This is a genomic window from Halohasta sp. A2, assembly GCF_056175805.1.
In genome coordinates this window covers 17,582-44,037 of sequence record NZ_JAQFWV010000011.1, presented here as the reverse complement: position 1 = coordinate 44,037, position 26,456 = coordinate 17,582, and the positions used below count along the sequence as shown (strand labels likewise).

Sequence of the window (26,456 nt, the reverse complement as noted above, 5' to 3'; positions counted from 1 at the left end):
ATATAAGTGTTCGTGTTTATTGAGTACTTGCGACATAAAAGTGATCGATAGCGTCGTCTAGCATTCGACCGCTTACCGGCCCGGTTGTCAGCTGCTACTGTAGTGGATCAGCAGCCATCCGTCCAGCGACGACGGCGGTTGCCAACGAGACGCCGCTGGCGGATTTCTCGCGAGCGATGTCCGCGCCGCCGACGACCGATCCGGCCGCGTAGAGGTTGTCAAACTCGGGATTCCCCTCGACATCGAGCGGCTGCATCGATTCGTTGGGTCGGACGCCGAAGCGCGCGTACGGGTGGTCGCCGAAGGCGTCGTCGACGAACCAGTCGTAGCGGTCCTCGGGGTGTGGAACGTAACAGCCGAAGACCGGCTCCTTGACGCGCTGGCGGTCCGAGTTCAGCCCCTTGCCGACGAAGCCGCCGGTGGCGAGGACGTACCGATCGGCGTGATAGGGGACCTCTCGGCCCTTATGATCGACCACGACCGACTCGATCCGGCAGGGGTCGTCCGCCCGGGATTCGTAGCCGACGACCGGGGTACCGGTCTGGAAGCGAACACCCTCCGCGTCCAGCGCGTCGTAGAGCCGGTCTTCGAGCCGGAGTCCGAGCAGGCTGGGCGGGCCCATCGGAATCTCAAAGACGTCGACGCCCAGTCGGTCGCCGAGATCAGCCCGGACTTCGGCGGTGTGGTCGTCGCCCAACAGGGCGGGAAAGCCGACGCGCTCGGCGTCACCGACGTGGGGTTCAACGGCTTCGACGAGGGCCCGTCGCGCGGGAATGCCGTCGATGGGTTCGTCGTGATCGAGTGCCTTAGCGAACCGGGTGATCTTGGCATCGTCGGGGAACGCTTCGGCGAACGCGACCTCCGCGCCGGTCACCGCGAAGGGAACGTCGGCCAGTTCGAGCGTGTCGGCGACCATCCGGGCGTCGAAGTCGACCAGCGACCGGAAGCCGACGACGGCCATGGGTCGGCTGTCGCTGGCCAGCCCGGCTTCGACCGCGCTCGGATAGCGGGCAGTCGGTTTGATCGTCCCGCCGAACGTCGGCACGAGCGCGTTGCGCTCGGTGTGACTTCCGAGATACATGTCCCCGGTGATCTCGTCGAACAGGGCGAGTCCCTCCCGAAGCGCCTCGGGGCCGAGAATCGAGTACGGATGGTTCTCGGGAAGGTCGTCGACCCCTTCGAACGGAGTGACCAGCGGGCCGGTGTACGCGCCGCGCTCGGCGCGGACAGTCCGGAAATCCTTACGTCGCTGGGTGATCTCGTCGGCCGCATAGGGGTCAGTGCGCGTGGGGACGTAGCCGAGGCCGTCAATGAGCCCCGAGGCTTGCCTGAGCGAGGTGCGTTTGTGGCAGACAAGTCGCACGTCAGCCCCCTCGCGGGCGGCCGCAATCGCGCTCATGATTCCGGCGAGACCCCCGCCGACCACCAAGACCTCGCTTTCAATCGCCATGGACCTCCTCGGCTATCGCGTCCGTGCGGCCCCTGTCGAAAGCGTCGTAGTCGACGCTCGGCCCACCGGTCGCGGGATCGGCATCGTGGTTCATTGTCGTTGCGTGAAGGAGGTGATTGAGCATGGCCTGCGAGAGCTGTCGACCCCATAGGGTGTGGCGCTGGCCCTTCCAGCGTTCCTGATACAGTTGGTCGAGCGCGTCACGGGCGGTGACGGCGTCGTGTTTTGGGTATATTTCGGCGCTAATTCGGTGTGAACACAGCCCGCCCTGACAGTTGCCCATCGACGCGCGGGTCCGAAGCCGAATGCCGTTGGGGTCCGCGCCCACGCCGTCGACGGCGTCCTGAATCTCCGCGCGGGTGACGGCCTCACACTCACAGACGGTCGGGTTCGGCCCCTCGATGTCGAGTACCTCGGCGGCGCGGTCGCCGAGTCGCTGTTTGCTTCGGCGGGCAATCGGCGATCGAAGACCGAAGCTGTCCATATGGTCGTCGAGTATCGCGGTGTCGCTGCTTCCCGGCAGGGGTTCCTCGTGGGTGTGACATGGGGCGGCGACACCCAGTACGTCGCAGACGTGGTCGGTCGCGGATTCGGCCATCTCTCGGTAGGTCGTCAGTTTGCCGCCGACGATTGAGGCAAACCCCTCGATGCCGTCGCGATCGGCGTGATCAAGGACGAAGTAGTTCCGGGTAACGTCGCCCGACTCCTTGGTCGACCCGGGGTCGGGATCGTACAGCGGCCGGACGCCCCAGTAAGCCCGGATCATCCGCGCCTCGGCGGTGATCGGCACCATCTCCGCCGCGAGGTCGATCATCATATCTATCTCCCATTGTTCTTCCGGATAGTCGTCGGGGTCGTCGACCGGGTCATCGTTCGCGCCCAAGAGGACGGTCGTCTCATGGGGGATGATCGTATCGCCGTCGCCCTTAGGCAGACAGCGGTTGATCACCGTGTCGATCTGCCGGACGTTGGTGACCACCATCGCCCCCTTCGAGATCGCCATTTCGAGGTCGATATCGGCCATCGCGGCGAGCTGGCTCGCCCACGCGCCGGTCGCGCTGACGACGTAGTCGGCCGCGATAGTCTCGCGCTGGCCCTCGCGGCCGTTGCCGAGGTAGTTGGGTCCTTGGCGTTCGATCTCGACGCCAGTGACACGTCCTTCGTCGACGACGAGGTCGACCACCTCGGCGTGGGTTTCGACGCGCGCGCCATGGTCAACTGCGTCGGCGGCGTTGGCCACACAGAGCCGGAAGGGGTCGATGGCTCCGTCGGGAACCCGGATCGCGCGCTTGACGCGCTTGGTGAGATGTGGCTCCTGCCTGCGGGCTTCCGCGCCGGAGATGACTTCCGTCGGGATGTCGCACTCCGCACAGCCCGCCAGCTTTTGTTGGAAGTACTCGTCGGAGTCGCCCTCCAGTTGGACGAACAGGCCGCCAGTGTCTTCGATGCAGTGGCCCGCGATCCGGTGGAGGATTCGGTTTTCGACCATACAGTCGACCGCGCTTTCCTGATCGGAGACGGCGTAGCGACCCCCGCTGTGGAGGTGGCCGTGGGTACGACCGGTCGTGCCTTCGGTGAGATTCCCGCGTTCGACGAGCGTCACGTCGAAGCCTCGCATCGCGAGGTCGCGGGCAGTCCCGGTTCCGGTCGCGCCGCCGCCGATAACGACGACTGAGTGTGTCATATGATTTCGAAGTGGGTTTGTAGCATGATAGTCGTTAGGTGCTCTCGTTTTGGTGGGTTGGTGACGCGCTGCGGTCACGAGTCGACCGCACGGTCAGTGGTCCTGACCGTAGTCCGCGAACCGTTCGAGCAGCGTGTCGATCTCCGCGTCCGGAAGGAGTTTCGGCTCGCCGATGTTGCGGGCCTGATAGTGAATCCGGGCACAGTATTCGACCATCAGCGCGACCTCGAAGGCCTCGGCCACGGAGTCGCCGAGCGCGAGGACGCCGTGGTTTTCGAGCAGGCAGGCGTTGTACTCCTCTCCAAGGGTCTCGAGGGCGACCTCCGCGAGTTCGGCCGTCCCGTAGGTCTCGTACGGGGCGACCGGGATCTGGTCGCCCGCGAAGGCGATCAGGTAGTGGGAGGCCTCAACGGGTTCGTTGAGGCTGGCGAAGGCGCTGGCGTACGGCGAGTGGTTGTGGACGACCGCGCCCACATCGTCACGCTCGCGAAGGATGTCGGTGTGCATCCGGAACTCGCTGGAGGGTTTGCGTTTGCCAGCGACGTGCTCACCATCGAGGTCGACGACCGACACGTCCTCGGATTCGATCTCGTCGTACGGCATGCCCGAGGGGCTGATCGCCACCAGATCGCCGTGCTGGGAGCTGATGTTGCCGCCGGTGCCCTCGGTCAGCCCTTGGTGGAGCATCTTCCGGCCGAACTCGCTGACGGCCTCGCGGTTCGGCTGGAGGTCGGCGAGTCGGTCGGCCGAAAGCTCGGCCGCCGCAGCGGGCTCGGCTCCCACGTCGTCCGCGGATTGCGTCTGACCGTAGTTCGCAAACCGGTCGAGCAAGGTATCGATCTCCTCGTCCGGAAGGAGGCTCGGCTCGCCGATAGCGAGCGCATAGTAGTGGATGCGGGCGCAGTACTCGACCATGAGTGCGACCTCATAGGCCGCCTCCGCGGTCGCGCCGGTGGCCAGCACTCCATGGTTTTCGAGCAGGCAGGCGTTGTATTCGTCGCCGAGAGTTTCGAGGGCCACTTCGGCGAGTTCGGCCGTCCCGTAGGTCTCGTATGGGGCGACCGGAATCTCGTCGCCGATGAAGGCGATGAGGTAGTGCGACGGGCCGACGGCCTCGCCAATGCTGGCGAAGGTGCTGGCGAACGGCGAGTGGTTATGGACGACTGCGCCCACGTCATCGCGTTCCCGAAGCACGTCGGTGTGCATCCGGAACTCGCTTGAGGGTTTCCGGTCGCCCGAGAGATGGGTGCCGTCGATGTCGACGATGGGGACATCGTCGGGCTCGATCTCATCGTAGGCCATCCCCGAGGGGCTGATCGCCACGTTCCCGTCGTCGGTTTTGACGCTGATGTTGCCACCAGTTCCTTTGGTGAGGCCGTCGGCGAGCATCCGTCGACCAAGCTCACTGACTACCTGCTGGGCAGATGGGTCTGTCATGGTCCGTACCTACCCGTTTGCCGAGGGGGATTATTAATGTATGTAGTTGCCAACAGTTCAGAGAGTTGGTGAAACCCACTCGACACTAACCCTATCCAATTATATATCAGGGTTGATCATTGCTAACTGCGCATGAGCCGTGTACTCATAGGTGTCGACGCAGGCACCACGAACCTCAAAGCCGCAGTGTTCGATCTCGATGGCGACGAAATCGAGATCGCATCAATCGAAAACCCAGTTGAGAACCCACAGTCAGGGTGGCAAGAGCAGAACATGACCACCAACTGGAAGAAAACGGCCACTGTCATTAGTGAAGTCGTCGAAGATCTGGACGACAACACCGAAATCCTTGGTATCGGCATCACGGGCCAAGGAGACGGCTGCTGGCTAATCGACGAAGAGGGTGACCCCGTTCGGGACGCGATTCTCTGGTCGGACGGCCGTGCCTCCGAGATCGTCGACGAGTGGGTCGAGAACGGAAAAGCCGATGTGATACGGGAGGCGACGGGAACCGACATCTTTCCCGGAGTCACCCTGCCGATCATGCAGTGGCTAGCCGAAAACGAGCCCGACACCCTAGAGGAGGCCGACACGGTATTCTACTGCAAGGACTGGCTCAAGTACAACCTCACCGACGAGCGGACGATGGACTACAGCGACGCGACGCTGCCGTTCCTGGACATTGAGTCCCGAGAGTACTCCGAAGAGGTGCTCGAACTCGTCGACTACGACGGCGTCGCGGACCTGCTGCCCCGCCTCGCCTCGCCAACCGAGATCATTGGCGAGGTGACCGCCGACGCATCGGTCGAAACCGGCCTGCCCGAGGGGACGCCGGTCATCTCGGGCGTCTTCGACATCCCGGCGTGTGCGATCGGCAGCGGCGCAGTCCGTCCCGGCGAGAGTTCCTCGATCGTGGGGACGACCTCGCTGAACCAGACCGTCCTGACAGAGGCTCCCGACGAGCTCCAGGGCCGGGGCTTTACGCTCGCGGTCGACGAGGGCTTCTACCTCCGGTCGATGGCGTCGATGGCTGGCACCCCGAACATCGACTGGTCGTACAAACACATCGCCTCCGGACGGGAATTCGCCGACGTGGAAGCCGAGGTCAAATCCGTCCCGGTCGGCTCTGAGGGACTGCTGTATCACCCGTATCTCAGCTCCTCGGGTGAACGGCATCCCTTCCTCAAGACGAGCGCCCGTGCGCAGTTCATTGGGCTCTCGCCCGAACACACCCAGAAACACATGATGCGGGCGATCTACGAGGGGGTCGCCCTCGCCATGCGCGATTCGTTCGAGCACATCGACGTGGAGTCGGACCGCGTGATGATCAGCGGCGGCGGCTCGCGGTCAGCGTTCTGGTGCCAAATGTTCGCCGACTGTCTCGACGCCCCAATCGTCCTGCCGGAGGGTGACGAACTCGGCGCGAAGGGCGTCGCCCTACTGACGGGGGTCGCCCTCGGCGAGTACGACGACCTCGAATCGGCCGTCGACCGCACCGTTCGCCACACCGATCAGTTCGAACCCAACGCGGCAAACGTTCCCAAGTACGACGAGTGGTACGAGTTCTACCACGATGCCTACGAGGCGATGTTCGATGTCTGGGACGACCGCATCGAGGCGCTGAAGCGTCTCGAAGAGACGCAAACCACAACACCGGCCGCACAGTGATCCCGTCGACGGGCAACAACGAGGCACCCTACACATCACCAACGAAGGATCACATGCTGATAACGCCGTGCGTTACACTAACCAACAGAATCAACCGATAGAACCGATCGATAGAGCTAATCGATAGAGCCGATCGATACGCTGACCAATCACTGACGCCACCGGGCCGAAAGCCGCCGTCGGCGGGCAACCGACGGCGACAGGCGTCGACCCTCAGTCGGCACAACCTATTTCCTCGATAGCTTCGTTGTCGGCGTATGGAAATCACCGACTACGAACTGTTCGCCGTGCCGCCGCGGTGGCTCTTTCTCAAACTCGAAACCGACGAGGGAGTCTGTGGCTGGGGCGAACCCATCGTCGAGGGCCACACGAAGACGACGCAGGCGGCCGTCGAGGAAATCCTCGACAACTATCTCATCGGAAAAGACCCCATGGAGATCGAGCGCCACTGGCAGGCGATGTACCGCGGTCGACACTTCCGCGGCGGCCCCATTTTGATGAGCGCGATAGGCGGCATCGATCAGGCACTGTGGGACATCAAGGGTAAGCGATACGACGCACCGGTCTACGAACTACTTGGTGGCCGAGCCCGCGACCGGATTCGGGTCTACCAGTGGATCGGCGGGGACACGCCCGGAGAGATCGCCGATGCCGCCGAGGAGGCGGTCGACGCTGGCTACCGAACCCTAAAACTCTCGGCGGTCTCGCAGTTCCGCCGGATCGACTCGCCAGCGGCCGTCGACCACGCCCGCAAGCGGCTCGCGGCGGTTCGGGAGCGTGTCGGCACCGAAGTCGACATCGGCGTCGACTTCCGCGGCCGCGTAACGAAGGCGATGGCCGACTGGGTGGCGACCGAACTCGACCCCTACGATCCGATGTTTTACGAGGAGCCTGTCCTCCCGGAGCACGCCGATGCCCTCGCTGACATCGCCACGAGCACCAAAGTCCCGCTGGCGATCGGCCAGCGGCTCTACTCGCGGTGGGATTTCGCGCCGCTGATCGACGAGGGCGTAGTAGACATCATCCAGCCCTCGCCCTCGCACGCGGGCGGGATCTCGGAGGTCCGAAAGATCGCCAGCAGCGCCGAGAGCGCCGACATTCTGGTGTCGCTGCACTGTCCGCTCGGCCCGATCTCGCTAGCGTCCTGCCTCCACCTCGATATGGCGACACCGAACAGCATCGTGCAGGCCCAGAGCCTCGACGTCGACCAGCCCGAGGAAAACGACCTGCTGGCGTATCTGGCCGACCCGGCGGTCTTCGAGTTTGTCGACGGCTACGTCACCGCGCCCGATGGCCCCGGGCTCGGGATCGAGGTCGACGAGGCCGTCGTTCGGGACCAGACGCAGTCATACATCGACTGGCAGAACCCGATCTGGTACCACGATGACGGCAGCGTTGCTGAATGGTGACTCCCCGCAGATTCCGCCTCTGCCTCTATCTCCGTCTCAGTGCCTGATTCGGTAATGGTGAACATCTTTATGTGCAGTTGTCGTGACGTGTCGGTATGGCAGATAGCTCAGATCTCCCCGTGACGGCGACACAGACGAGTGTGCAGATCCTCGAAACGATCATCGAGCTCGATGGGGCGGGACTCACCGCGGTCGCCGAGGCCCTCGGGCGATCGAAAAGCTCGGTTCACAACCATCTGGAGACGCTGACCGGCCTCGGCTTCGTCGTCAAAGACAACTATGAGTACCGCGTCAGTCTCCGGTTCCTCCGAATCGGATCGTACGCTCGTTCGCAGTACCCCATTTATAAGATAGGGGTCAGCGAGGTCGTCCAGCTGTCGACCGCTGCGAGCTGTTCGGCCGGGATCGCCGTGCTCGAAGGCGACAGCGTTGTCTGCCTCCACCATCGCCTCGGTTCGGACACCGACGCGCTGCGAATCGAGGCGGGCGACCGGTTGCCGCTCCGCAGCACTGCCCCCGGAAAGGCGATCCTCGCGGCGCTTCCGACGGCCCGCCGTGACGAGCTGCTCGCCGACCACGCGGTCGACGGCGAAGCCAAACAGGAGCAGTCGAACCGGTCGGAACTCGACGCCGAGCTACGGACTGTCACCGCACGCGGCCTCGCGGTCGACCGCGAGGAATGGCATCCAGACAAACGAGCCATTGCAGCAGCCGTCACGGGTTCCGACGGTGGTGTCGAAGGGGCGATCTATCTGGCCACTGATACAGAGAGCCTCTCTGGCAAACGGTTCCAGCAGGACCTCCCCGGGCTCGTCATCAGTTCTGCCAACCGCATTCAGAACACGCTCCGTAAGTCGTAAACTACCCTACCCTACTCCTTCGGCGCATACGCGCCTCAGTCCTTGAGGGTAGGGCTTTGATGTGGACTCCCGGCGATCAGTCGCCAGCAATTGGCTGGTAACTGTCGCCGGTCAACATCCCACCATTCAAACGCACGTCTACTGGTGCGTCTCCGCCCGTCGACGTGGGCGACGAACGGAGTCTGTGATGCTCTTTTCGAGCGTACCGTATCCCGACATTCTTTGCGGCGTTGTAATCTGCGTTCACCTCATACCCGCATTTCAGGCAACAGAACTGTTCTCCGTCGCGGTTATCCTCATGTGTGAACCCACAGTCTGTCTGTGAACAACGTTGTGACGTGTGGTTCGGTTCAATTTGTTCGACCGACACTCTCTGTTCTGGTCCCTTATATTCAACATACTCAATCAGCCGACGAAAGGCCCAGATGTGATGCCATTTCGCCTGTGGCAGTCGCTCACGAATATCGGTCAGATCCTCGAACACGATCACGTCGCACTCATATTCAACGGCTTCTGTGACGATCTCGTTAGCGACGATGTGGAGATACTGTTTTCGCCATGCTACTTCACGCTTACCGAGGCGAAGCAGAGCGTTGTGAGCGGCCTGCGTTCCGCGTCGTTGCATCTCCCCACGTCGTTTTTCAAACTCACGACACCAGTGGTCGTAGTCGTCGCCGTTCCAGAATCGTCCGGTAGACGATACGGCAAGACTGTTCACACCGAGGTCGATACCGAGGACTGTCTGGTTCCCGGCATCTTCCGAAACCTCTATGTGTTTGTCACTGTCGTTTTCCGTGTCGTACTTCCGTGTGGTGATATGAAAGTAGAACTCGTCGGTTGTGTTGTCGTATTGCAGTGTGCTTGCACGGAACTCAAAGTCATCGGACAACACGTACTGTTCGTAGGGGGTTGGGCTGTCCGAAGGGAGTTCAAAGTCGCACTCAACACGTCCGTTGACGGTTGAGAGTGAGACTTTATTTCGATAGAACGTTGCGCTCCGCTTATCATAGACCATACTCCATGAGGTAAATTCCGGTTGGCTCACACGTTTGCCTTGTTTCCACCGTTCGACACAGCCTCTGACGGCGTGCACAGCTCGACGGATCGCTTCTTGAACAAGGTTTGCGGTGAGGTCGATTTCTGCGCGGAGATCGTCATACAGTGCGTCCCGTGCGGTACTATTGGCCGTGACGCACTGTTTGTAGTCGGTGTTATCCCAACAGAACTCTGCGGCACGGTTTGCACAGTAGAGAAACTGTTGGGCAGATTCGTGGAAGTCTTCGCGCCGCTCGTCAGGAACGTCAAGTTTGACGGGTACGGTGCGTCGAACTTCCATGTTTCAGATTATACACTGGCGCTTCTTATACGTTTGGGAGTCGGGTAGCCGTCGTATAGTGGTTGTGTCATGCTATGTCGGTTTCCTCTCCGGCCTACTCGCTCACTACGTTGACTCCTTGAGGCCGGAGGCTCCACCTTGTATCATGCTGAAACGGGACAGAGGACAGCGAAAGCACTGTCAAATCGTGTTCGGTATTACCGAATGATTCCGGCCCATAGCGTGGTCACCGGAGCGATTGTTTTTATACCTCTCTAATAAACACATGATTAATAGTGCTATATCATTCGGCATTAGTGAACGGAGGAACCCCTCACAGGCGCGTTTCCGAGTTGCGTCTCGGACGAGCACAGACCTCAGAGGAGTGAGACTGCTGGTTCGCCAGACTTTTGGGACGCATAAAGTGCCGTCCCAAACAGATCCAGTCGACGACTACCCGAACGAATAGATAGGTAGACTGCTTCGTCGGAGCCGGTGAGGGCCGTGTGTTTGTGGCCTTCGCAGTCAGGCGGTTTGGTCGACGCGATCCGAAACGACATCCCAGTCGGCCGGTGAGAGCACGTGTCCGTCGAACTCGCCAGCCTCGGGATAGGCTGTTGTGACGAGATACTCCGTGCGGGCTTCGAGATACGCGACAAGTGTGTGGATGTGTTCGCTGGCCAGTCCGCCGAGATCATCGAGCAGGATACACGGCACCTGATCAGCGATGTCGAACGCCTCGTGGCCAGCGAGGGCCGCGATGAGTCCTATCAGTTCGACCTCCCCCTCGGAGAGTGCGTCGACGGAGATCTCACGGCCGTCGCGGGCGATGATCAGTTCCAGTTGTTCCGTTCGCCCCGAGTTCGGGTCGACGTGGTTTTTGAGACGCGCCTGCTCGAAGCTCGGATTGAACTTCTCGACGACGTCTTCGAGCGCCTCGTCGAACGCCGTCCGTGCCGTCCTGATCACCCGTTCGCGGCGCGAACGCAACTCCTCGATTTCCGCGGAGAGCGATTTGTAGCGCTCTTGTAGGGAGTCGCGCTGCTGTGCGCGCGATTCGAGTTCCGTGATGTCCGCACGCTGGCTCTCCAGTTTCGCTTCCGTCCGGGCGATCTCCTGTTCGAGTGACTTTCGTCTATCGTCCGTTTCTCGGACCTCGCTTTCGAGCGTCTCGATACGATCGGTGTGCTCGGCTAGCTCGGATTCGGCAGCCGTGAGTTCCTCTTGAGAGTCGGCCAGATTCGATTCGAGCGTGTTGAGCTTGTTTTCGAGTGAGTGTTTCCGTCGACGCTTCTGATCAGTGTTGCGTTGTTGCTCTTCGAGGTCGGACACCGTCGACTGGAGCGCCGAGCGCTGGTCGCGGCGATCGGAGATCACATCGCTTAGCCCGTCCATTCGCGCTTCGACAGCCTCGCGTGTAGTGTCACTGCCACACACCCAGCAGGAAAGGTGATCGCCCTCGATCCGGCGGTCGACATCCGCAACGAGATCGAGATGTCCCCCATCAAGTACAGTTTTCGTGGCGTTGTACAGCGACTCCAACGTCTCGATCTCCTGGTCGACCTCGCAGAGTGCGGTCCGTTTGTCTTCCAGCATCTCCGAGAGGTTCGGTGTCGTAGAGACTGTCAGGGATTCCAGTTCGCTCTCTTTGTCCTCGATCTGGGACACCAGGGACTCGATTTTCCGTTCGAGCCGGTTGACCCGCTGGCTGACCTGTTCCCGCTCGCGGCGAGCCGCTGTTAGTTCCTCACGAAGCTCCTCTTGTTCACCGCTCTCGGTCGCATCGCCCTCTAGATCCTCGATGTCTGCCTGTAGCTCCGCAAGCTCCCGTTCCAGTCGCTTGACCGTCTCCGTCTTCGCTGGTAGTTGATCGGCCGCCTGCTGTGCAGTGTCGAGCTCGGAGGCAACCGTCTCCCGTTCGGATTTGAGACGCTGGATCTGGCCTTCGATGTCCTCGCGCTCCAGCGGTTCGATGAGATACGGTGTGAGATCATCGCCTTCACGAACGGCGGTTCGAATCCGATTGTGTTCGTCCAAAAAGGCAAATAGTTCGGCAGCGGCCTGTTGCTGCTCCGTCGTGAGATACGGCTGGCCATCCGCACTCACACTCTCGCCACTCCGCCGGAGACGCCGTTCGTAGGCTTGCTCCGGTGTCTGGAGCCGAACGTGGCCCTCGTCTGCGCCATCAGTAAGTGTCGAAGCCGTAACTGCGCCACCGAGAACTGTTCTGAGAGCCGTTACCAGCGACGTTTTACCCTGCCAATTGCTCGCCTGAACCGCGTTGATTCCGGGCTTGACTGTCGGCTTGCCATGACGGATCCCGGCGATGTTCGAAACCTCGAGTTGCCACATATACGTCAATATTAGAGAGTGATGACTTAAATCAGTCGTTCAGTTGATTCCCTTTCCGTATTATGACGTGTCATCATGAGTCATCACGATGGTCGGCACACACATACCCCTGCTCGTATGCCTGTTCGACAGTAACACGACTCGGGCATTCCGGACAGGAGAGGTAGGACTGGATCTGCAGCCCTGCCTCGTCAACGCCGCTAATCCGGTCTTTGTTTCCGAGCGACCGGAGTGCCGATTCGAGATGCGAACGGTAGGTATTGGTTGCAATCCGTACCCGGTCGATCTCCCACTCGGTCTGCGACTCGGGGGCCTCCTTGGTCGCATCGAGACACTTCTTGAGGTGGCGTGACATCGTGCTCTTCCCGATGAACTGCTTCGTCGTGGCCTCACCGTCGATCCCGTCGTCGGCGAGTTCCGAGAGGAGTTCCGCCCGTTCGTGGTCGGGTACCCCGTTTCCCCGAAGCGCCTCGTAGTCTGAATCGATCCGGACACTCGAATCGGATCGTCCGTGGGTACGATAGATCGTTTTGAGAACCTGTTTGTTGAACCATTCGGTGAGTGTGCGAACACCGGCCGGTTCGGCCTCGCCCTCGCCAATCCATCTGTCGACGAGATAGCCGTCAAGATCACCGTCCACACGGCTTGGGGGCAGAATGCCCTGAGCTGCACGAACCCGGTCAACCTTACAACAGTGGGCTGAAACCATCGTACTCACTAGTTACAGTTCGGTTTTCTAAACGTTGTGGTCCCGGCGAGAGACTGGGTTAAGCCACACAAATGGGACGAATATAGTGGTGTCCTAAATTGGGCTGTGTTGTCGACCGGCGAACTGCATCGGTATCCTCGGCGTGACTGTCTCGACCCACTCACACTGAACGGATACCATACACTGATAGGGTGGGACCACGATTCGCCGATATGACACGGACCTTTTCTGGCCCCGGACGGTACATCCAATCGGCGGGCGCGTTGGCTCGATTGGGTGATGAGACGGTTCAACATGGTTCGTCGGCGTTCGTGATTGCCGATGAGACGGTCTGGGAGCTGACCGCCGAGACGGTTGAAGAGAGCTTCGAAGCCACAACAGGGACGGTCGACCGCGCGCAGTTTGACGGCGAGTGTTGCACCAACGAGGTCGACCGGTTGACCGAGGCTGCGACAGATGTCGGGGCGGACGTCATCGTCGGTATCGGCGGTGGAAAAGCCCTCGACACGGCGAAATCGGTTGCCGCTCGGCGTGAGTTACCCGTCGGTTCGGTGCCGACGATTGCCTCGAACGATTCACCGACTAGCAGTCTGTCGATCATCTACGGGAACGATGGAACGTTCGCCACTGCAGAACAGCACCACCGCCATCCGGCGTTCGTCCTCGTTGATACGGCCGTCATTGCAGCCGCACCAACTCGCTGGTTCGTCTCCGGGATCGGCGATGCGCTTGCGACATGGTACGAGGCGAAAACAGCATGGGAAAGCGGCGGAACGACCGTGTTCGATGATCGGCCGACCTACGCGGGCCGTGCACTTGCACGAACGTGTCACCAGTTGCTCCGCGATCACGCCGAGGGCGCTGTCCGGGCTGTCGAATCGGGATCGGTGACCGAGAGCGTCGAAGCCGTCACCGAGGCGGCCATCCTGCTGAGTGGCCTCGGCTTCGAGAACGGCGGGCTGGCAGCCGCACACGCGATTCACGACGGGCTGACGGCGCTCCCCGAGACTGCGTCGGCGACACACGGTGAGAAAGTGGTCGTCGGGCTCCTCGCGCAGTTGCTACTCGAAGGCGCGACCGACGAGACAGTCGACGATGTCAGGGGGTTCGCAGACTCGATCGGACTGCCGACCGGGCTTACGGATCTCGGTGTGAGCGATCCTTCCGATGCGGAACTGCAAGCGGTCGGTCGCAAGGCAACCGACCCTGCGGGACCGATAACCAACATGGCGGTCGACGTCTCTCCGGAGCAGATCGCCGACGCTCTCCGCGTTCTTGAGGACTCCTAGTCAGCGACCCACTGCCCATGGTTGTCACACACTAACTCGGTGGAATGCCCGTCTTCGAAACAACCCCCCTCAGCTATGAACCAAAGAGGAAACAAGAAACCAACTGTTCACCAACAGAGAACAATAAAGGATATTGTTCCCCATGGGGAAAGATATTTCATTATCAATGATAACGTACAGATATGGCTTCAGACGACGGGAACACGAAGGCGGCCCGAACAGTGCAAGCCGTCGAGACCACCTTCGAGATTCTCGACTACCTCGACACCCATGGACAAGCCGGTGTCACCGAACTCGCCGACAGAATCGGCGTCTCGAAAAGCGCCGTTCACCGACATCTGGCGACATTGGTCGAACGCGACCGGGTACAGAACGTCGACGGGATCTATCGGCCGACGACACAGAACCTCCAGAGTGTCGACCCTGTCTTCGAGATTATCGAGGCACTGAACGAGATGGAGAGTGCGACCCCCGAAGAAGTCGCCACAGAGACCGATCAGACCACCTCCGCAACCGAAACATATCTCGAGCGATTGGAGGAGATTGCCTACGTCGTTGAGCAGGACGGTACGTATCGAAACGGACTCAAGTTCCTCGATATCGGCGAACGAGTCAAATACAACACCGGCATCTTCGACATCGTCGCCGAGGAGGTCGACAAACTGGCTGCCGAAAGCGGCGAGCTAGCATTGTTCAGTGTGGTCGAGCACGGACAGAACGTCCTGCTGTACAAGGCCCACGGCGACGAGGCGATCCAGACGACACACGAGATCGGCCTCCGCGAACCGATGCATTGCAGCGGTCTCGGAAAGGCAATCCTCGCCGAGCTTCCCGACGACCGCGTCGAGCGTATCATCGAGCGCCACGGACTGCCCCGGTTTACCGACCGGACGATCACCGACCGGGAGACGCTGTTCGAGGCGCTCGAAGAGACCAGAGACCGCGGCTACGCGCTGGATATGGAGGAGGCCAAACCGGGGATGCGATGTGTGGCCGCCTCAGTGACGAGCGAGAATAGTCCGCTCCACGGTGCGGTTAGTATAGCCGCCCCGAAAAGCAGGATGCAAGGAGACCGACTGGAGACGGAGATACCCGAGCTGGTCAAGGGTGCGGCGAACGTTATCGAACTCAACTCTATTTACGTCGACTAACCGATCTAGTGAACGGTGGAACTACGAAACCGATTCGACTGCACGGGACGCCATCCGTTCACTATCTGCGAACACGTTCTGTTCCGTTCTCGTATCGAAAAGGTGGATGTCGTCCTCATCGAGTTGGATCGAGACTGTATCACCAACTGTCGGCTTCACGTCGGCCGGGACACGGATTGTGACCTCCTGTCCAGCGACCTTCGCATAAATGTAGTTGTCACTGCCGACCGGCTCGACGACGTCGACTGTGGCTTGGATACTCTGCTCTGTAGGGGAGTCGACGATACTGAGATCCTCCGGCCGCACACCGAGAGTCAGCTCGGATGTCGTCGTCGAGTCCCGGACGGAATCGGCGCTCGACTTCGAAAGCGGATACTCGAAGCCCTCTCCATCAAGAACAGCTCCATCGAGCTCAACATCGAAGAAGTTCATCGCCGGACTACCGATGAAGTCCGCGACGAAGAGGTTGGCGGGGTGATTGTAGATTTCGTCGGGCGTTCCGACCTGCTGGATGTGCCCCTCGGCGAGGATGACGATCCGGTCTGACATCGTCATCGCCTCTTCTTGATCGTGGGTGACGTAGACGGTTGTCGTTTCGAGTTCGTCGTGGATCCGCTGCAGTTCGGTCCGCATATGCATCTTCAGCTTTGCATCCAGGTTCGATAGCGGCTCGTCCATCAGGAACACTTCGGGTTCCCGAACGATTGCCCGCCCCGTGGCGACGCGCTGTTGCTGACCGCCCGAGAGACCCGCAGGCTTCTTTTCGAGGTGATCCTCAATTCCGAGCATCTCGGCGGCGTCTTCCACGCGCTCTTTGATCTCGTCATCGGAAAGATCGGATGTCAGCTTGAGTCCGTACGACAAGTTATCCCGAACGGTCATATGCGGGTACAGGGCGTAGTTCTGGAACACCATTGCAATCCCCCGGTCCCGCGGGTGAATATCGTTGATCACTCGATCACCGATACTGATCTCGCCACTGGAGATGTCTTCGAGTCCGGCGATCATTCTTAGGACGGTTGACTTGCCGGATCCCGACGGCCCGAGTAACGAGACGAACTCACCGTCCTCGATCTCCAGATTCACTTTTTCGACGGCGAGTACATCGCCGTACATTTTCTTTATCTCGCTGAAGCTTACTCTACTCATATGCTACCGTGACAAAGTTTAACTAAGTCATATATATAGTTTTGCATCTTTCGTGATAATTTCATCTATCGGCGTTTGTTTACACGATGGATGACAATCTGAATGTCACAGCTAGATAGCCCCTCGCGTATAGTGAGCGTGTGACGTCATTATGGAATCAATACAATCTACAATAAAAACAATTATATATTTACTCCCTATTGGTATCGTTGATGGTTCGCAAGCCGCAAGCAGTGACACCGTCGAATAGGCGCAAGTTTATCAAAGTAGCAGGTGCGGCCGGAATCGCTGGCCTTGCAGGTTGTATGGGTGGTAGTAACGGCAGTGGTGGCTCAGGTGGGACGACCACGCTCCAGTACTGGACGCTGTTCGCCGGTGGGGACGGTGACGCGATGGAAACCCTCGTCGACAAATTCAACGAGGAACACGACAGTATTCAGATCGAACGGGAGCGACAGCCGTTCAACGAGTATTACGACAAATTATTCACCTCGATGACAGGGAATGACGCTCCTGATCTCGCAGTGTTCCATACACCTCAGATTCAGCGGTTCACCGATGCGCTCACGCCGCTCGGCGAAATGCTTAGTGATGGAACTTCGGATGCGTACGTCGACTCCATCTGGCAGCAAACGGAATTCGACGGCGACCGGCTTGCACTTCCGCTGGACACGCATCCGAACGGGCTGTACTACAACAAGGATATCTTCGAGGAGGCTGGGCTTGACCCCGAAAGTCCGCCGACAACTTTCGAGGAGCTGACGGAGGCTGCTGACACGATTACCGCTGAGACAGACAAGCGGGCATTCAATCCTGAGCCGTATCTCTTATATTTCGTCCGACAGTTCGTCGCGTGGCAGCGCGGACTTGGCGGCGAGTTCCTCAATGAAGACAATACGGAAGCCGTCTTTGATGATGAGAATGGGGTGGCCCTTGCTCAGTTCTACCACGACATCGCCAACGAGTGGGAATGGGACCGAGCTGACTCGTCAGAGGAACGGGGAGATAAAGCGTTTCGGTCAGGAGATCTTGCAATGACTATTAGTGGGACATGGTACTACGCTGCGCTCCAAGGCCAAGACTTCGACTGGGGAATGGCCAAGCCGTTCGTCGCCCCCGATCAGTCGACCCCACAGACATGGGCTAACAGTCACTCCCTCGGCGTGCCCAGCAGTAGTTCCAATCAAGAAGCCGCGATCGAAGCCGCCGAATGGCTCACCCAGAACAGCCTGGAATGGGGGACCGAAGCGGGTCACCTACCGGCGGCCCAAGACGTGCTTGATTCGGACGATCTCCGGAGTTCAGACGTTTGGGAGAAGACGCTCTCGACGTTCTCGGAGATGGCACAGAACGACGAACTTTCGTATGAGCCGAGTACCGAGGACAACGAGGACTACTCACGGCCGGTGAACAACGCGATTTCGGAGATCTATTCGGGTGAACTTGATCCTGAAGAAGGTATCCAGCAGGCCGCCTCCGACGTCACGGACAACCTACAGGGATGACGATCAAAAGGAGTACTCAATGGCAACCAAAGATACTGGTTCGATCCTGAGTCGACTGCCCGGAGTAGACGCCGTCGATTCGGAAACACGAGACGGCGTTCTGTTCGCACTTCCGTACCTGCTGGTCTTTGGCGTATTCCTACTGTATCCGCTGTTGAAGGGACTCTATATGAGTTTCTTCGACTGGAACGCGTTCAACCCGTCGCAGTCGGAGTTCATCTTGGTGGAGAACTACGTCAAGATGATCCAAGATCCGACGTTCTGGGCGGCTGTCCGTGCAACGGTGCTATTCGTTATATTGACGGTTCCGACACTCGTCATTCTCGGCCTTGTACTCGCACTCGGAGTCAGTCAAGATATCAAGGGCAAGCGATTCCTCCGGACGGTGTTTTTCAGCCCGTACGTGTTGACCGTCTCGGTCGTGTCCCTAATATGGAAAGAGCTGTATGCCCCGGAATACGGATCGATCAACTATTACCTCGAGTTCATTATAAGCAACCCACCAGCGGTGCTGAACGACTACACGCTTGCCATGCCAGCGGTGGCACTCGCGACGATCTGGTGGACAGTCGGATTCAACTTCGTGATCCTATTAGCCGCCAGGCAAGGCGTTCCCGAGCGACTATATGAGGCTGCACGCATTGACGGGGCGAGTACTTGGCGTGCATTCAAGGACATCACGCTCCCACAGATGCGATCGGCGATCATGTTTGTGACAACTGTCCAGCTCATTGCCTCGTTCCAAGTGTTCGGCCAGGTGTTCATCATGACAAATGGCGGGCCAGGTAACTCAACACAGACACTCGTTATGTATCTATACAGGGTCGCCTTCCGCCAACAGGAGTTCGGCTACGCGGCCGCTATCGGTTACTTCCTGTTCGTCGTGCTCGTGGCCGTCTCGCTTATCAACTACAAGTTCGTCGGAGGTGACGACTAATGTCGACACGTCTCAAAACACGGATTAACATTCCCAAGCCCAAGACCATCGGCCTGTATGTGGCGCTGTACGGAGCGGCGTTCCTGTTCATCGTTCCGTACCTGTACATGGTTTCGACGTCACTGAAGACAGAACAGTTCGCGTTCTCCCAAGAGCCCTACTGGATTCCACCAGAGGTCACTTTGGGTTGGTACCGAGCCGTTATAGAAGGAGCACCCATTTTCCAATGGTTCATTAACACACTCGTTATCGCCGCGGTTACAACGATAATTGTCGTGATTATAGACTCGATGATCGCGTTTTCGCTCACCAAACTTGACTGGCCGGGTAAACGTATCGTGTTTACAGTGATCATTGCGAGCTTCATGGTGCCGATCTACGCGAACATGGTGCCGCTGTACACTATCATCTCGGATTTCGGGTTGCTCAACAACCCCTTAGCGGTCATTCTACCGTTTAGTGCCATCCCGATTGGAGTGTTTCTGTTCGCACAGTTCTTCAAAGACCTCCCCGACTCTGTGATAGAGGCAGCAAAACTCGACGGATTTAGCACGTTCCAGATTTACCTGCGAATCGTGCTTCCGTTGATGAAGCCGGCGATCGCAGCGCTATCACTGTACACCTTTGTCTACACATGGAACCAGTTCCTCTGGCCACTCATCGTGTTGCAGGGTGAGTCGTCGTTCACGCTCCCGGTAGGTATCGTGACGACACAACCGACACAAGTGTTCCAACCCGGTGCTGAAATGGCAGCGACGCTTCTCGCTGCTGCACCGCTATTCGTCGTATTCCTCATTCTGCAGGAGCACCTCGTGAACGCAGTCCAGATGCAGGGGACGACAGGATAATGTCGACACAGGATTCGGTAAGCGGGGCCGAGGCTGCGCCCACTCACAAGCGAACCCTTCGGTTCCTTTACCAGCACAGCGCGACGCTGGTTGCGGTGAGTATGGCGTGGTTCATCGCCTCGCTTCCGGTGGTCACGATCGGTCCGGCAACGCTCGGCGCGTATGCTGCCATCCGGTCGCTTCGGGAGACCGGTCGACTCGACCGTGGCTACGTCACTAGAGCGCTTCGCACGAACGGGATCCACGCCGCGTTGCTGAGCTTCCTGCCGATGGTGTTCGCCATTCCTGCAGGCCTTTCGCTTCGCGGGGGAGCAGCACCCACGGGATTCGAATCGGTCCTCGCTGTCGTCGGCCTCTACGTTGCGGGCTACCTCGTGGTCGCCCTGATCCCGACGTTCGTGGCCATGGCGGACGGCGAATCGCCTACAGCAGCACTCAAGCGGGCGTACGTGTGGACGGCCACCGATCCGACAGCGGCGCTGTCGCTTGCGCTCGTCACCGCCGTCGTTTTCGTGGTGACGGCGCTGTTGACCATCGGGTTCGTCCTGCTGTTTCCAGCAGTGGCGTTCTCCTACCATGTCGAGTATCTGGTTGACGACCTCGACGCAGCGATTGCGACCGACGCGTCAACGCCGGTATCGAACTCACCTGCCTGAGGTAGCATTGAGACAGTACACAAAATACCAACATTCAAAACATAATGCATCAGAATCCAATCGAAGTAAACTAATACCATATGAAACTCAACAATTCGAAAAAAACTGTAGCAGGCCGCTGTAGTCGGTCATTAACCGGAAGCTGGCAGCTTCGGCGGGACGCCGAGGATGTCGGCACCGACGAGGAGTGGTACGACGCCACAGAATGGCCTGACGACGGGGATCGATTCTCGGTTTCGGTGCCCTCGGCGTGGCAAGAAATCGACGAGCTCAGGGAGTACACTGGGGTCGCCTGGTACCGACGGTCAGTCGACCTCGAGTCGGTGCCCGAGGGAAAACGGGTGTTCCTCCGGTTCGGCGCGGTCGACTATCACGCGACAATCTACCTCAACGGTATCGAATGCGGCGACCATCGCGGCGGCTATCTCCCGTTCGAAGTCGACGTGACCAAGGCGCTCGAAGCGGGAGAAAACGTCGTCACTGTTCGCGTCGAGGACCCCGAGGACATCAGCGAAATCCCCCATGGCAAGCAGGGCGAGCCGTGGTACACACGTGTCAGCGGCATCTGGCAGGCCGTCACCCTCGAAATCCGGCCCCTGATCCGCGTCTCTGATCTGAAGGTAACCCCGGATCTCGACGACGACGTTGCCCACGTGGAATTCACGACCGCAACCGACGATCACAGCCCGGCCGAACTGACCGCAACGGTTCGGATAGAGCGTGACGGCACCGAGGTCGTTACAACAAGTTGCCAGATCGATCCGGATACTCCGGCTGCGGTGTCGGTGTCGATACCGGATGCCGTCTACTGGACGCCAGACCGGCCCGCACTCTACGATGTCGAGGTGGAACTCTCGACGGACGGCGAGACGGTCGACAGCTACACCGACTACTTCGGGATGCGGGAGATCGAACACGTCGACGGGGAGCTCTACCTAAACGGCGAGCCGCTCTACATCCGCGGTGCGCTCGATCAAGGTTACTACCCCAAGACGTTGTATCGGCCGTTCGACGAAGATCTCTTCGAGCAGGAGATCCGCACGGCCAAGGAACTCGGATTCAACCTGCTCCGCAAGCACATCAAACCGGCCCACCCCGAATTCCTCGAACTCGCCGACAGGATGGGCATCCTCGTCTGGGAGGAGCCCGCCAACCCCGCCCGGTACACCGATCGGTCGAAACACGAGGTCCGCCAACAGCTCCGCGAGCTCATCGACCGGGACTTCAACCGGCCGAGCGTCGTTATCTGGAGCCTCTACAACGAGGAGTGGGGGATCGGCCACGCCGAGGGCGAGCCGTTCGTTTGGGACGACGAAGAAAAGCAGTCCTACCTCGCGGAGTTCTACGAGACGGCAACGAAATGGGACCCGACCCGGCTCGTCTGCGACAACTCCGGGTGGGCTCACGTCGCAACCGACATCAACGACTACCATCGGTACTTCGCCAGCCCGGACCGGTCGGCGGCCTGGGGCGAGGATCTCGATGCAATGGTGGCACATCCTGAGCGGAACTACGCCGCAACCCACACCGATCCCGAGTCGACGCCCATCGTCGTCTCCGAATTCGGGATGTGGGGGCTGTCGGATACCGAAGCCCTCGAGGATTTCTACGGCGGCGAACCAGACTGGTACAACCATCCGTTCCTGACAGCGTCCGACGAATCGGTGAACGAACGGCAGGTCCATCTCGAATCGAACCTTCGGTCGCCCGCCGGGTTCGAAAAACGCTTCGAGGAGACGATGCTGTCGGATACCTTCGACGGGCTCTCGGAGCTCGCCGAGGTCTGGCAGTGGCGGGAGTACTACTCGATCAAGGATGTCATCGAGCAGATGCGGGTCCACGACGGCATCTCGGGATACATCATCACCGAATTCAGCGACATCGAATGGGAGTTCAACGGCATCCTCGACTACCGGCGCGAACAGAAGACGTTCCACGAGGAGTTCGCAGCTATCAACAACGACCTGCTCGTCGTCGCCGAACTCGACAGTCATACCGTCTGGGGCGGCCACCAGGTCTCAGCCTCGGTGACGGTGGTCAACGACGGCCGCGAGGTCCACCGTGGGACCGTCGACTGGGCACTCGTTGCTGATGCGACCGGCAAAACGGTCGACGAGGGGAGATTCGAGGTAGCGGTCGACGCCCACGCGAAGTCACGACCACGTGAGATCGAGGCGCTGACCCCACCGTCAGCCGAAACCGGGACCTACACGCTCGAAACCACGTTCAGGAGCGATTCGACGGGTGAATCGATAGACGAACGCGAATCGGCGGACGAAAGTGGACGAACGACGGCGAGCAACGAGGAGTCCGTAACGGTTGTCGAACCGGCACGGACGCCGAACCACGACGTGACTGTGTTCGTCCAGGAGAACTACGTCGCCGACCGCCTCATCGGCTCTCGGCACGACGTGACTCGCGAACTGTCAGAAGAGGTCGACCTTGCGGTCGCCTCAACGTTCGATGACGCGATCCGGGGCTACGCGGAAGCAGGCGGCACTGTCCTGTTGATGCCGCGACTCTACGAGGACACACCCGCCGACGACCTCTTCGAGTACCGGAAACTGCCACGCGGCGAAGACTGGAACCTGTGTTCGGCGCTCTACACCCACGACAGTCCACTCATTTCGGATCTGACCGGGAGCAAACGGCTGGACTGGGCCTTCGACGGCATCTATCCGAATGCGCTGGTCGAAGACCTCGACACCGAACGCGACGAGATCCACGTCGAGTACGTCCAGGGTTGGATCGCCAACTGGGGCAGCCCGCTGGTCACACGGTCGGTCGGCGGCGGGCAGGTGTGTGTGACGACGTTCCCACTCGGGCAAGCCCATGGCGAACACCCCGTCGGAACAGTGCTACTCGAACGACTCATCGCTGACCGGAGCACCAACTGATCTCTCGAACCCATATATGACAACAATTATTGATTACGAACTGTTCGAAGTACCGCCGCGGTGGCTGTTCCTCCGACTGGAGACGGCCGACGGAACTGTCGGCTGGGGTGAACCGGTCGTGGAGGGGCGATCACACACCGTCCGCGGGGCGGTCGAAGAACTTCTCGACACGTATCTGCTCGGCGAGGACCCATCCCGAATAGAGGACCACTGGCAGGCGATGTACCGGGGCGGCTTCTACCGTGGTGGGCCGGTGCTGATGTCGGCTATCGCCGGGATCGACCAAGCGCTGTGGGATATCAAGGGCAAGCAGTTCGGGGCTCCGGTCTACGAACTACTGGGCGGGCCGGTACGGGACCGTGTCCGGGTCTACCAGTGGGTCGGCGGCGACCGCCCTGCCGATGTTGGCGAAGCAGCAGCGGAAAAAGTCGACGCCGGGTTCACTGCGCTAAAAATGAACGCGACGGCGGAGCTTCGCCGCGTCGACAACCCACAAGCCGTCGCTGATGCGGTCGACCGGCTCAGTGAGGTCCGCGACCGGGTCGGCCCCGAAGTCGACATCGGGGTCGACTTCCACGGTCGAGTCACCAAGCCGATGGCCAAACGACTTGCAAAGGCCCTAGAACCCCACGAGCCGTTTTTCATCGAGGAGCCGGTGTTGCCCGGCCACAACGACGCGCTCCCGCAGATCGCGGCCCAGACCTCAACCCCCATCGCCACGGGCGAACGGATGTACTCGCGGTGGGACTTCAAGCAGGTCTTCGAGAACGGGTCGGTCGACATCATTCAGCCGGACCTCTCACACGCCGGGGGCATTACGGAGGTCCAGAAGATCGCGGCGATGGCCGAAGCCTACGACGTAGCGATGGCACCCCACTGTCCGCTCGGGCCGATTGCGCTTGCGTCGTGTCTGCAGGTCGACGCCGTCGCGCCAAACGCGATGATCCAAGAGCAGAGTCTCGATATCCACTACAACGAGGGTAACGACGTGCTGGACTACCTAGCCGACCCGTCGGTCTTCGACTACGACGAGGGATTCGTCGACCTGCCTGATGGGCCAGGACTCGGTGTCGAGATTGACGTCGAATACGTCCACGAACGCGCACAACAGGAGGTCGACTGGCACAACCCCGTCTGGCGACATGACGACGGCAGCGTCGCCGAGTGGTGAGGTCGGGCAGCTTGGTGTCTCACAGCAGCGCATACGAATGACCGATCACGACGTACAGCACTCGACGCACAGCAAACCGATCGCAACGACAAACGACAACAACACACAACACGACATATGACAACCGAACGTTGGAGCAAAGACGAAGCATGGGACTGGTACGATAAACAGGAGTGGCTCGTCGGGTGTAACTACCTGCCGAGTACGGCGGTCAACCCAACCGAGATGTGGTTGGCCGACTCCTTCGACCCCGAGACCATCGACCGCGAACTCGGGTGGGCGAACGCCGCCGGGATGAACACACTCCGGGTGTTCCTCCAGTACGTTGTCTGGGAGGACGACCCCGAAGGGCTCAAACGCCGGATGGACGAGTTCCTCTCGATTGCCGACCGTCACGGATTCACGACGATGTTCGTCTTCTTTGACGATGTCGCATTTTCGGGCGACGAGCCATATATTGGCCCGCAGAAGGACCCACTGCCCAATACCCACAACAGCCAGTGGACCCCGAGTCCCGGCCACGAGCGCGCGGTCGACCGTTCGGCATGGCCACAACTCGCAGACTACGTCCGGGATATCGTGAGCGAGTTCCGCGAGGACGACCGGGTCATCATCTGGGATGTCTACAACGAACCCGGAAACAGCGAGATGGGCCAACAGACGCTGCCGCTGCTTCGGGAATCGTTCGACTGGGTCCGGGAGGCCAACCCGACACAGCCGGTCACCGCGGGCGTCAACTGGGACCCCAACCGGACCGAACAGAACCGAATCGGCAGCGAACACGCCGACGTGATCTCATTCCACGACTACAGCGAACTGGAATTCACCGAGGAGCGACTCGAAGAGCTCGAAGCCTACGATCGACCGTTGCTCTGTACGGAGTGGCTGGCACGGACGCGGGATAATCACGTCCGAACACATCTTCCGCTCTACAGGGACCGCAATATCGGCTGTTACACGTGGGGGTTCGTCAATGGGAAGATCCAAACCAACCTCCCGTGGAGCACCGCACAGACCTCAATCGCGGAGGCTATCGAGGATGAGGACACCGATACGTGGTTCCACGATCTCCTCCACGATGATGGTACCCCGTACCGCGCCGAAGAGATCGAGCAGCTAACCGAGTACACCGGGCGGGGCAACCCGACGGCACTCCCCGAGGCCGGTGATGACTGAGGTCGCGTCGACGCGTCATGCCGACGAGGTAGCCATCGTCACCGGGTCGACCAAGGGCATCGGTGCGGGTGTTGCGAAGCGGCTCGCGGCGGAGGGCGCAACGGTCGTGGTCAACGGCCGGTCAGAGGGTGACGGCAAGCAAGTCGTTGAGACGATCCGTGCCGACGGCGGCGAGGCGACCTTCATCGCGGCCGATATGCGTGATCCGGCGGCGATCGAAGCGCTCGTCGGGGAGACCGCCGACCGGTACGGCCGCATCGATATTCTCGTCAACAACGCTGGGGTTCAGACCGAGACAACTGCAACCGAAGCGACCCTCGAGGACTGGGAGTTCGTCGTCGAAACCGACTTCCGATCGTTTTGGCTCTGTGTCAAACACGCCGTCGACCACATGCCCGAGGGGAGTTCGATCATCAACATGTCTTCGAACCACGCGTTCCTGACGATGCCCGGGCTGTTCCCCTACAACGCAGTGAAAGCGGGCATCAACGGAATGACCCGCGCGCTCGCGCTCGAACTCGGGCCGCTGGGCATTCGGGTGAACACGATCAATCCGGGCTGGATCGAGATCGAACGCACCCGGGCTGAGCTGAGCGACGACGACCGCGAGCGCGTCGAAGCGATGCACCCGTTGGGCCGTATTGGCACCCCAGAGGACGTCGCAGCAACCGTGTCGTTCCTGACGAGCGACGAGGCCGCCTTTATTACCGGGACGAGCCTGCTCGTCGACGGCGGTCGGACTGCAGTCATGCAGGACCACAGCTTCCTCGAATACAAACAAAACCACTGAACG

The 26,456-nt window shown here is 60.1% G+C and carries 20 protein-coding genes; 13 read left to right on the top strand and 7 right to left on the bottom strand.

The features are described from left to right. Window positions 1-94: 94 nt before the first annotated feature. The 3 genes from glpB to O2S87_RS05290 all read right to left on the bottom strand — a co-directional run bounded on the left by glpB (window position 95) and on the right by O2S87_RS05290 (window position 4,571). Entirely contained in the window at window positions 95-1,450 is a 1,356-nt protein-coding gene (gene glpB, locus O2S87_RS05300) for a glycerol-3-phosphate dehydrogenase subunit GlpB (RefSeq protein WP_475407762.1), read from the bottom strand. After that, window positions 1,440-3,134: an anaerobic glycerol-3-phosphate dehydrogenase subunit GlpA gene (glpA, locus tag O2S87_RS05295; RefSeq protein ID WP_475407761.1), complete on the bottom strand. Its 1,695-nt coding sequence runs from the start codon at window positions 3,132-3,134 to the stop codon at window positions 1,440-1,442. Before glpA ends, glpB begins: the two co-directional genes overlap by 11 nt. A gap of 93 nt (window positions 3,135-3,227) precedes the next feature. Then, window positions 3,228-4,571 carry a class II aldolase/adducin family protein gene (locus O2S87_RS05290; protein WP_475407760.1) on the bottom strand — a complete coding sequence of 448 codons (1,344 nt, stop codon included), beginning with the start codon at window positions 4,569-4,571 and terminating at the stop codon, window positions 3,228-3,230. Between the two features lie 132 nt (window positions 4,572-4,703). Between O2S87_RS05290 and O2S87_RS05285 the strand changes: the two genes are divergently transcribed. The 3 genes from O2S87_RS05285 to O2S87_RS05275 all read left to right on the top strand — a co-directional run bounded on the left by O2S87_RS05285 (window position 4,704) and on the right by O2S87_RS05275 (window position 8,508). After that, window positions 4,704-6,239 carry an FGGY family carbohydrate kinase gene (locus O2S87_RS05285; protein WP_475407759.1) on the top strand — a complete coding sequence of 512 codons (1,536 nt, stop codon included), beginning with the start codon at window positions 4,704-4,706 and terminating at the stop codon, window positions 6,237-6,239. A gap of 257 nt (window positions 6,240-6,496) precedes the next feature. After that, on the top strand, window positions 6,497-7,648 hold the full coding sequence (gene dgoD / locus O2S87_RS05280) for a galactonate dehydratase (RefSeq protein WP_475407758.1): 1,152 nt from the start codon (window positions 6,497-6,499) through the stop codon (window positions 7,646-7,648). Between the two features lie 95 nt (window positions 7,649-7,743). After that, window positions 7,744-8,508: an IclR family transcriptional regulator gene (locus O2S87_RS05275; RefSeq protein WP_475407757.1), complete on the top strand. Its 765-nt coding sequence runs from the start codon at window positions 7,744-7,746 to the stop codon at window positions 8,506-8,508. 76 nt (window positions 8,509-8,584) lie between these two features. Here O2S87_RS05275 and O2S87_RS05270 read toward each other — a convergent pair whose 3' ends face one another. From O2S87_RS05270 to rdfA, 3 genes are all read right to left on the bottom strand, one after another. Beyond that, window positions 8,585-9,844, bottom strand: a complete 1,260-nt coding sequence (locus O2S87_RS05270; protein ID WP_475407756.1) for an RNA-guided endonuclease InsQ/TnpB family protein — start codon at window positions 9,842-9,844, stop codon at window positions 8,585-8,587. Window positions 9,845-10,348: 504 nt separating this feature from the next. Continuing rightward, window positions 10,349-12,175: an archaea-specific SMC-related protein gene (locus O2S87_RS05265; protein WP_475407755.1), complete on the bottom strand. Its 1,827-nt coding sequence runs from the start codon at window positions 12,173-12,175 to the stop codon at window positions 10,349-10,351. Window positions 12,176-12,248: 73 nt separating this feature from the next. Continuing rightward, window positions 12,249-12,884, bottom strand: coding sequence for a rod-determining factor RdfA (gene rdfA, locus O2S87_RS05260; RefSeq protein WP_475407754.1), 636 nt, complete (start codon window positions 12,882-12,884; stop codon window positions 12,249-12,251). A 212-nt stretch (window positions 12,885-13,096) separates the two neighbouring features. Between rdfA and O2S87_RS05255 the strand changes: the two genes are divergently transcribed. Next, window positions 13,097-14,173 (top strand): glycerol dehydrogenase, encoded by a 1,077-nt coding sequence (locus O2S87_RS05255; RefSeq protein ID WP_475407753.1) that lies wholly within the window; start codon window positions 13,097-13,099, stop codon window positions 14,171-14,173. A gap of 182 nt (window positions 14,174-14,355) precedes the next feature. Beyond that, window positions 14,356-15,324: an IclR family transcriptional regulator domain-containing protein gene (locus O2S87_RS05250; protein WP_475407752.1), complete on the top strand. Its 969-nt coding sequence runs from the start codon at window positions 14,356-14,358 to the stop codon at window positions 15,322-15,324. Between the two features lie 21 nt (window positions 15,325-15,345). On the opposite strand, the gene O2S87_RS05245 is transcribed toward O2S87_RS05250, so the two are convergent. After that, window positions 15,346-16,473: an ABC transporter ATP-binding protein gene (locus tag O2S87_RS05245; protein ID WP_475407751.1), complete on the bottom strand. Its 1,128-nt coding sequence runs from the start codon at window positions 16,471-16,473 to the stop codon at window positions 15,346-15,348. Between the two features lie 212 nt (window positions 16,474-16,685). Between O2S87_RS05245 and O2S87_RS05240 the strand changes: the two genes are divergently transcribed. The 8 genes from O2S87_RS05240 to O2S87_RS05205 all read left to right on the top strand — a co-directional run bounded on the left by O2S87_RS05240 (window position 16,686) and on the right by O2S87_RS05205 (window position 26,453). Further along, window positions 16,686-17,978 carry an ABC transporter substrate-binding protein gene (locus O2S87_RS05240; RefSeq protein ID WP_475407750.1) on the top strand — a complete coding sequence of 431 codons (1,293 nt, stop codon included), beginning with the start codon at window positions 16,686-16,688 and terminating at the stop codon, window positions 17,976-17,978. A 19-nt stretch (window positions 17,979-17,997) separates the two neighbouring features. Continuing rightward, on the top strand, window positions 17,998-18,915 hold the full coding sequence (locus tag O2S87_RS05235; protein WP_475407749.1) for a carbohydrate ABC transporter permease: 918 nt from the start codon (window positions 17,998-18,000) through the stop codon (window positions 18,913-18,915). Then, the gene (locus O2S87_RS05230) at window positions 18,915-19,763 is read left to right on the top strand and encodes a carbohydrate ABC transporter permease (RefSeq protein WP_475407748.1); all 849 of its coding nucleotides are present in this window, start codon (window positions 18,915-18,917) and stop codon (window positions 19,761-19,763) included. Before O2S87_RS05235 ends, O2S87_RS05230 begins: the two co-directional genes overlap by 1 nt. Next, the gene (locus tag O2S87_RS05225) at window positions 19,763-20,419 is read left to right on the top strand and encodes a hypothetical protein (RefSeq protein WP_475407747.1); all 657 of its coding nucleotides are present in this window, start codon (window positions 19,763-19,765) and stop codon (window positions 20,417-20,419) included. The genes O2S87_RS05230 and O2S87_RS05225 overlap by 1 nt, the downstream gene beginning before the upstream one ends. A gap of 80 nt (window positions 20,420-20,499) precedes the next feature. Next, window positions 20,500-23,316: a glycoside hydrolase family 2 protein gene (locus tag O2S87_RS05220; RefSeq protein ID WP_475407746.1), complete on the top strand. Its 2,817-nt coding sequence runs from the start codon at window positions 20,500-20,502 to the stop codon at window positions 23,314-23,316. Between the two features lie 16 nt (window positions 23,317-23,332). Next, entirely contained in the window at window positions 23,333-24,487 is a 1,155-nt protein-coding gene (gene dgoD, locus O2S87_RS05215) for a galactonate dehydratase (protein ID WP_475407745.1), read from the top strand. 117 nt (window positions 24,488-24,604) lie between these two features. Further along, window positions 24,605-25,663 carry a cellulase family glycosylhydrolase gene (locus O2S87_RS05210; RefSeq protein ID WP_475407744.1) on the top strand — a complete coding sequence of 353 codons (1,059 nt, stop codon included), beginning with the start codon at window positions 24,605-24,607 and terminating at the stop codon, window positions 25,661-25,663. Continuing rightward, entirely contained in the window at window positions 25,656-26,453 is a 798-nt protein-coding gene (locus O2S87_RS05205) for an SDR family NAD(P)-dependent oxidoreductase (protein ID WP_475407743.1), read from the top strand. Before O2S87_RS05210 ends, O2S87_RS05205 begins: the two co-directional genes overlap by 8 nt. Window positions 26,454-26,456: the final 3 nt, after the last annotated feature.

Excerpts from the sequence above, each read along its gene's own strand:
- glpB (WP_475407762.1), bottom strand. The coding sequence starts at position 1,450 with ATGGCGATTGAAAGCGAGGTCTTGGTGGTCGGCGGGGGTCTCGCCGGA.
- glpA (WP_475407761.1), bottom strand. The coding sequence starts at position 3,134 with ATGACACACTCAGTCGTCGTTATCGGCGGCGGCGCGACCGGAACCGGG.
- O2S87_RS05290 (WP_475407760.1), bottom strand. The coding sequence starts at position 4,571 with ATGACAGACCCATCTGCCCAGCAGGTAGTCAGTGAGCTTGGTCGACGG.
- O2S87_RS05285 (WP_475407759.1), top strand. The coding sequence starts at position 4,704 with ATGAGCCGTGTACTCATAGGTGTCGACGCAGGCACCACGAACCTCAAA.
- dgoD (WP_475407758.1), top strand. The coding sequence starts at position 6,497 with ATGGAAATCACCGACTACGAACTGTTCGCCGTGCCGCCGCGGTGGCTC.
- O2S87_RS05275 (WP_475407757.1), top strand. The coding sequence starts at position 7,744 with ATGGCAGATAGCTCAGATCTCCCCGTGACGGCGACACAGACGAGTGTG.
- O2S87_RS05270 (WP_475407756.1), bottom strand. The coding sequence starts at position 9,844 with ATGGAAGTTCGACGCACCGTACCCGTCAAACTTGACGTTCCTGACGAG.
- O2S87_RS05265 (WP_475407755.1), bottom strand. The coding sequence starts at position 12,175 with ATGTGGCAACTCGAGGTTTCGAACATCGCCGGGATCCGTCATGGCAAG.
- rdfA (WP_475407754.1), bottom strand. The coding sequence starts at position 12,884 with ATGGTTTCAGCCCACTGTTGTAAGGTTGACCGGGTTCGTGCAGCTCAG.
- O2S87_RS05255 (WP_475407753.1), top strand. The coding sequence starts at position 13,097 with ATGACACGGACCTTTTCTGGCCCCGGACGGTACATCCAATCGGCGGGC.
- O2S87_RS05250 (WP_475407752.1), top strand. The coding sequence starts at position 14,356 with ATGGCTTCAGACGACGGGAACACGAAGGCGGCCCGAACAGTGCAAGCC.
- O2S87_RS05245 (WP_475407751.1), bottom strand. The coding sequence starts at position 16,473 with ATGAGTAGAGTAAGCTTCAGCGAGATAAAGAAAATGTACGGCGATGTA.
- O2S87_RS05240 (WP_475407750.1), top strand. The coding sequence starts at position 16,686 with ATGGTTCGCAAGCCGCAAGCAGTGACACCGTCGAATAGGCGCAAGTTT.
- O2S87_RS05235 (WP_475407749.1), top strand. The coding sequence starts at position 17,998 with ATGGCAACCAAAGATACTGGTTCGATCCTGAGTCGACTGCCCGGAGTA.
- O2S87_RS05230 (WP_475407748.1), top strand. The coding sequence starts at position 18,915 with ATGTCGACACGTCTCAAAACACGGATTAACATTCCCAAGCCCAAGACC.
- O2S87_RS05225 (WP_475407747.1), top strand. The coding sequence starts at position 19,763 with ATGTCGACACAGGATTCGGTAAGCGGGGCCGAGGCTGCGCCCACTCAC.
- O2S87_RS05220 (WP_475407746.1), top strand. The coding sequence starts at position 20,500 with ATGAAACTCAACAATTCGAAAAAAACTGTAGCAGGCCGCTGTAGTCGG.
- dgoD (WP_475407745.1), top strand. The coding sequence starts at position 23,333 with ATGACAACAATTATTGATTACGAACTGTTCGAAGTACCGCCGCGGTGG.
- O2S87_RS05210 (WP_475407744.1), top strand. The coding sequence starts at position 24,605 with ATGACAACCGAACGTTGGAGCAAAGACGAAGCATGGGACTGGTACGAT.
- O2S87_RS05205 (WP_475407743.1), top strand. The coding sequence starts at position 25,656 with ATGACTGAGGTCGCGTCGACGCGTCATGCCGACGAGGTAGCCATCGTC.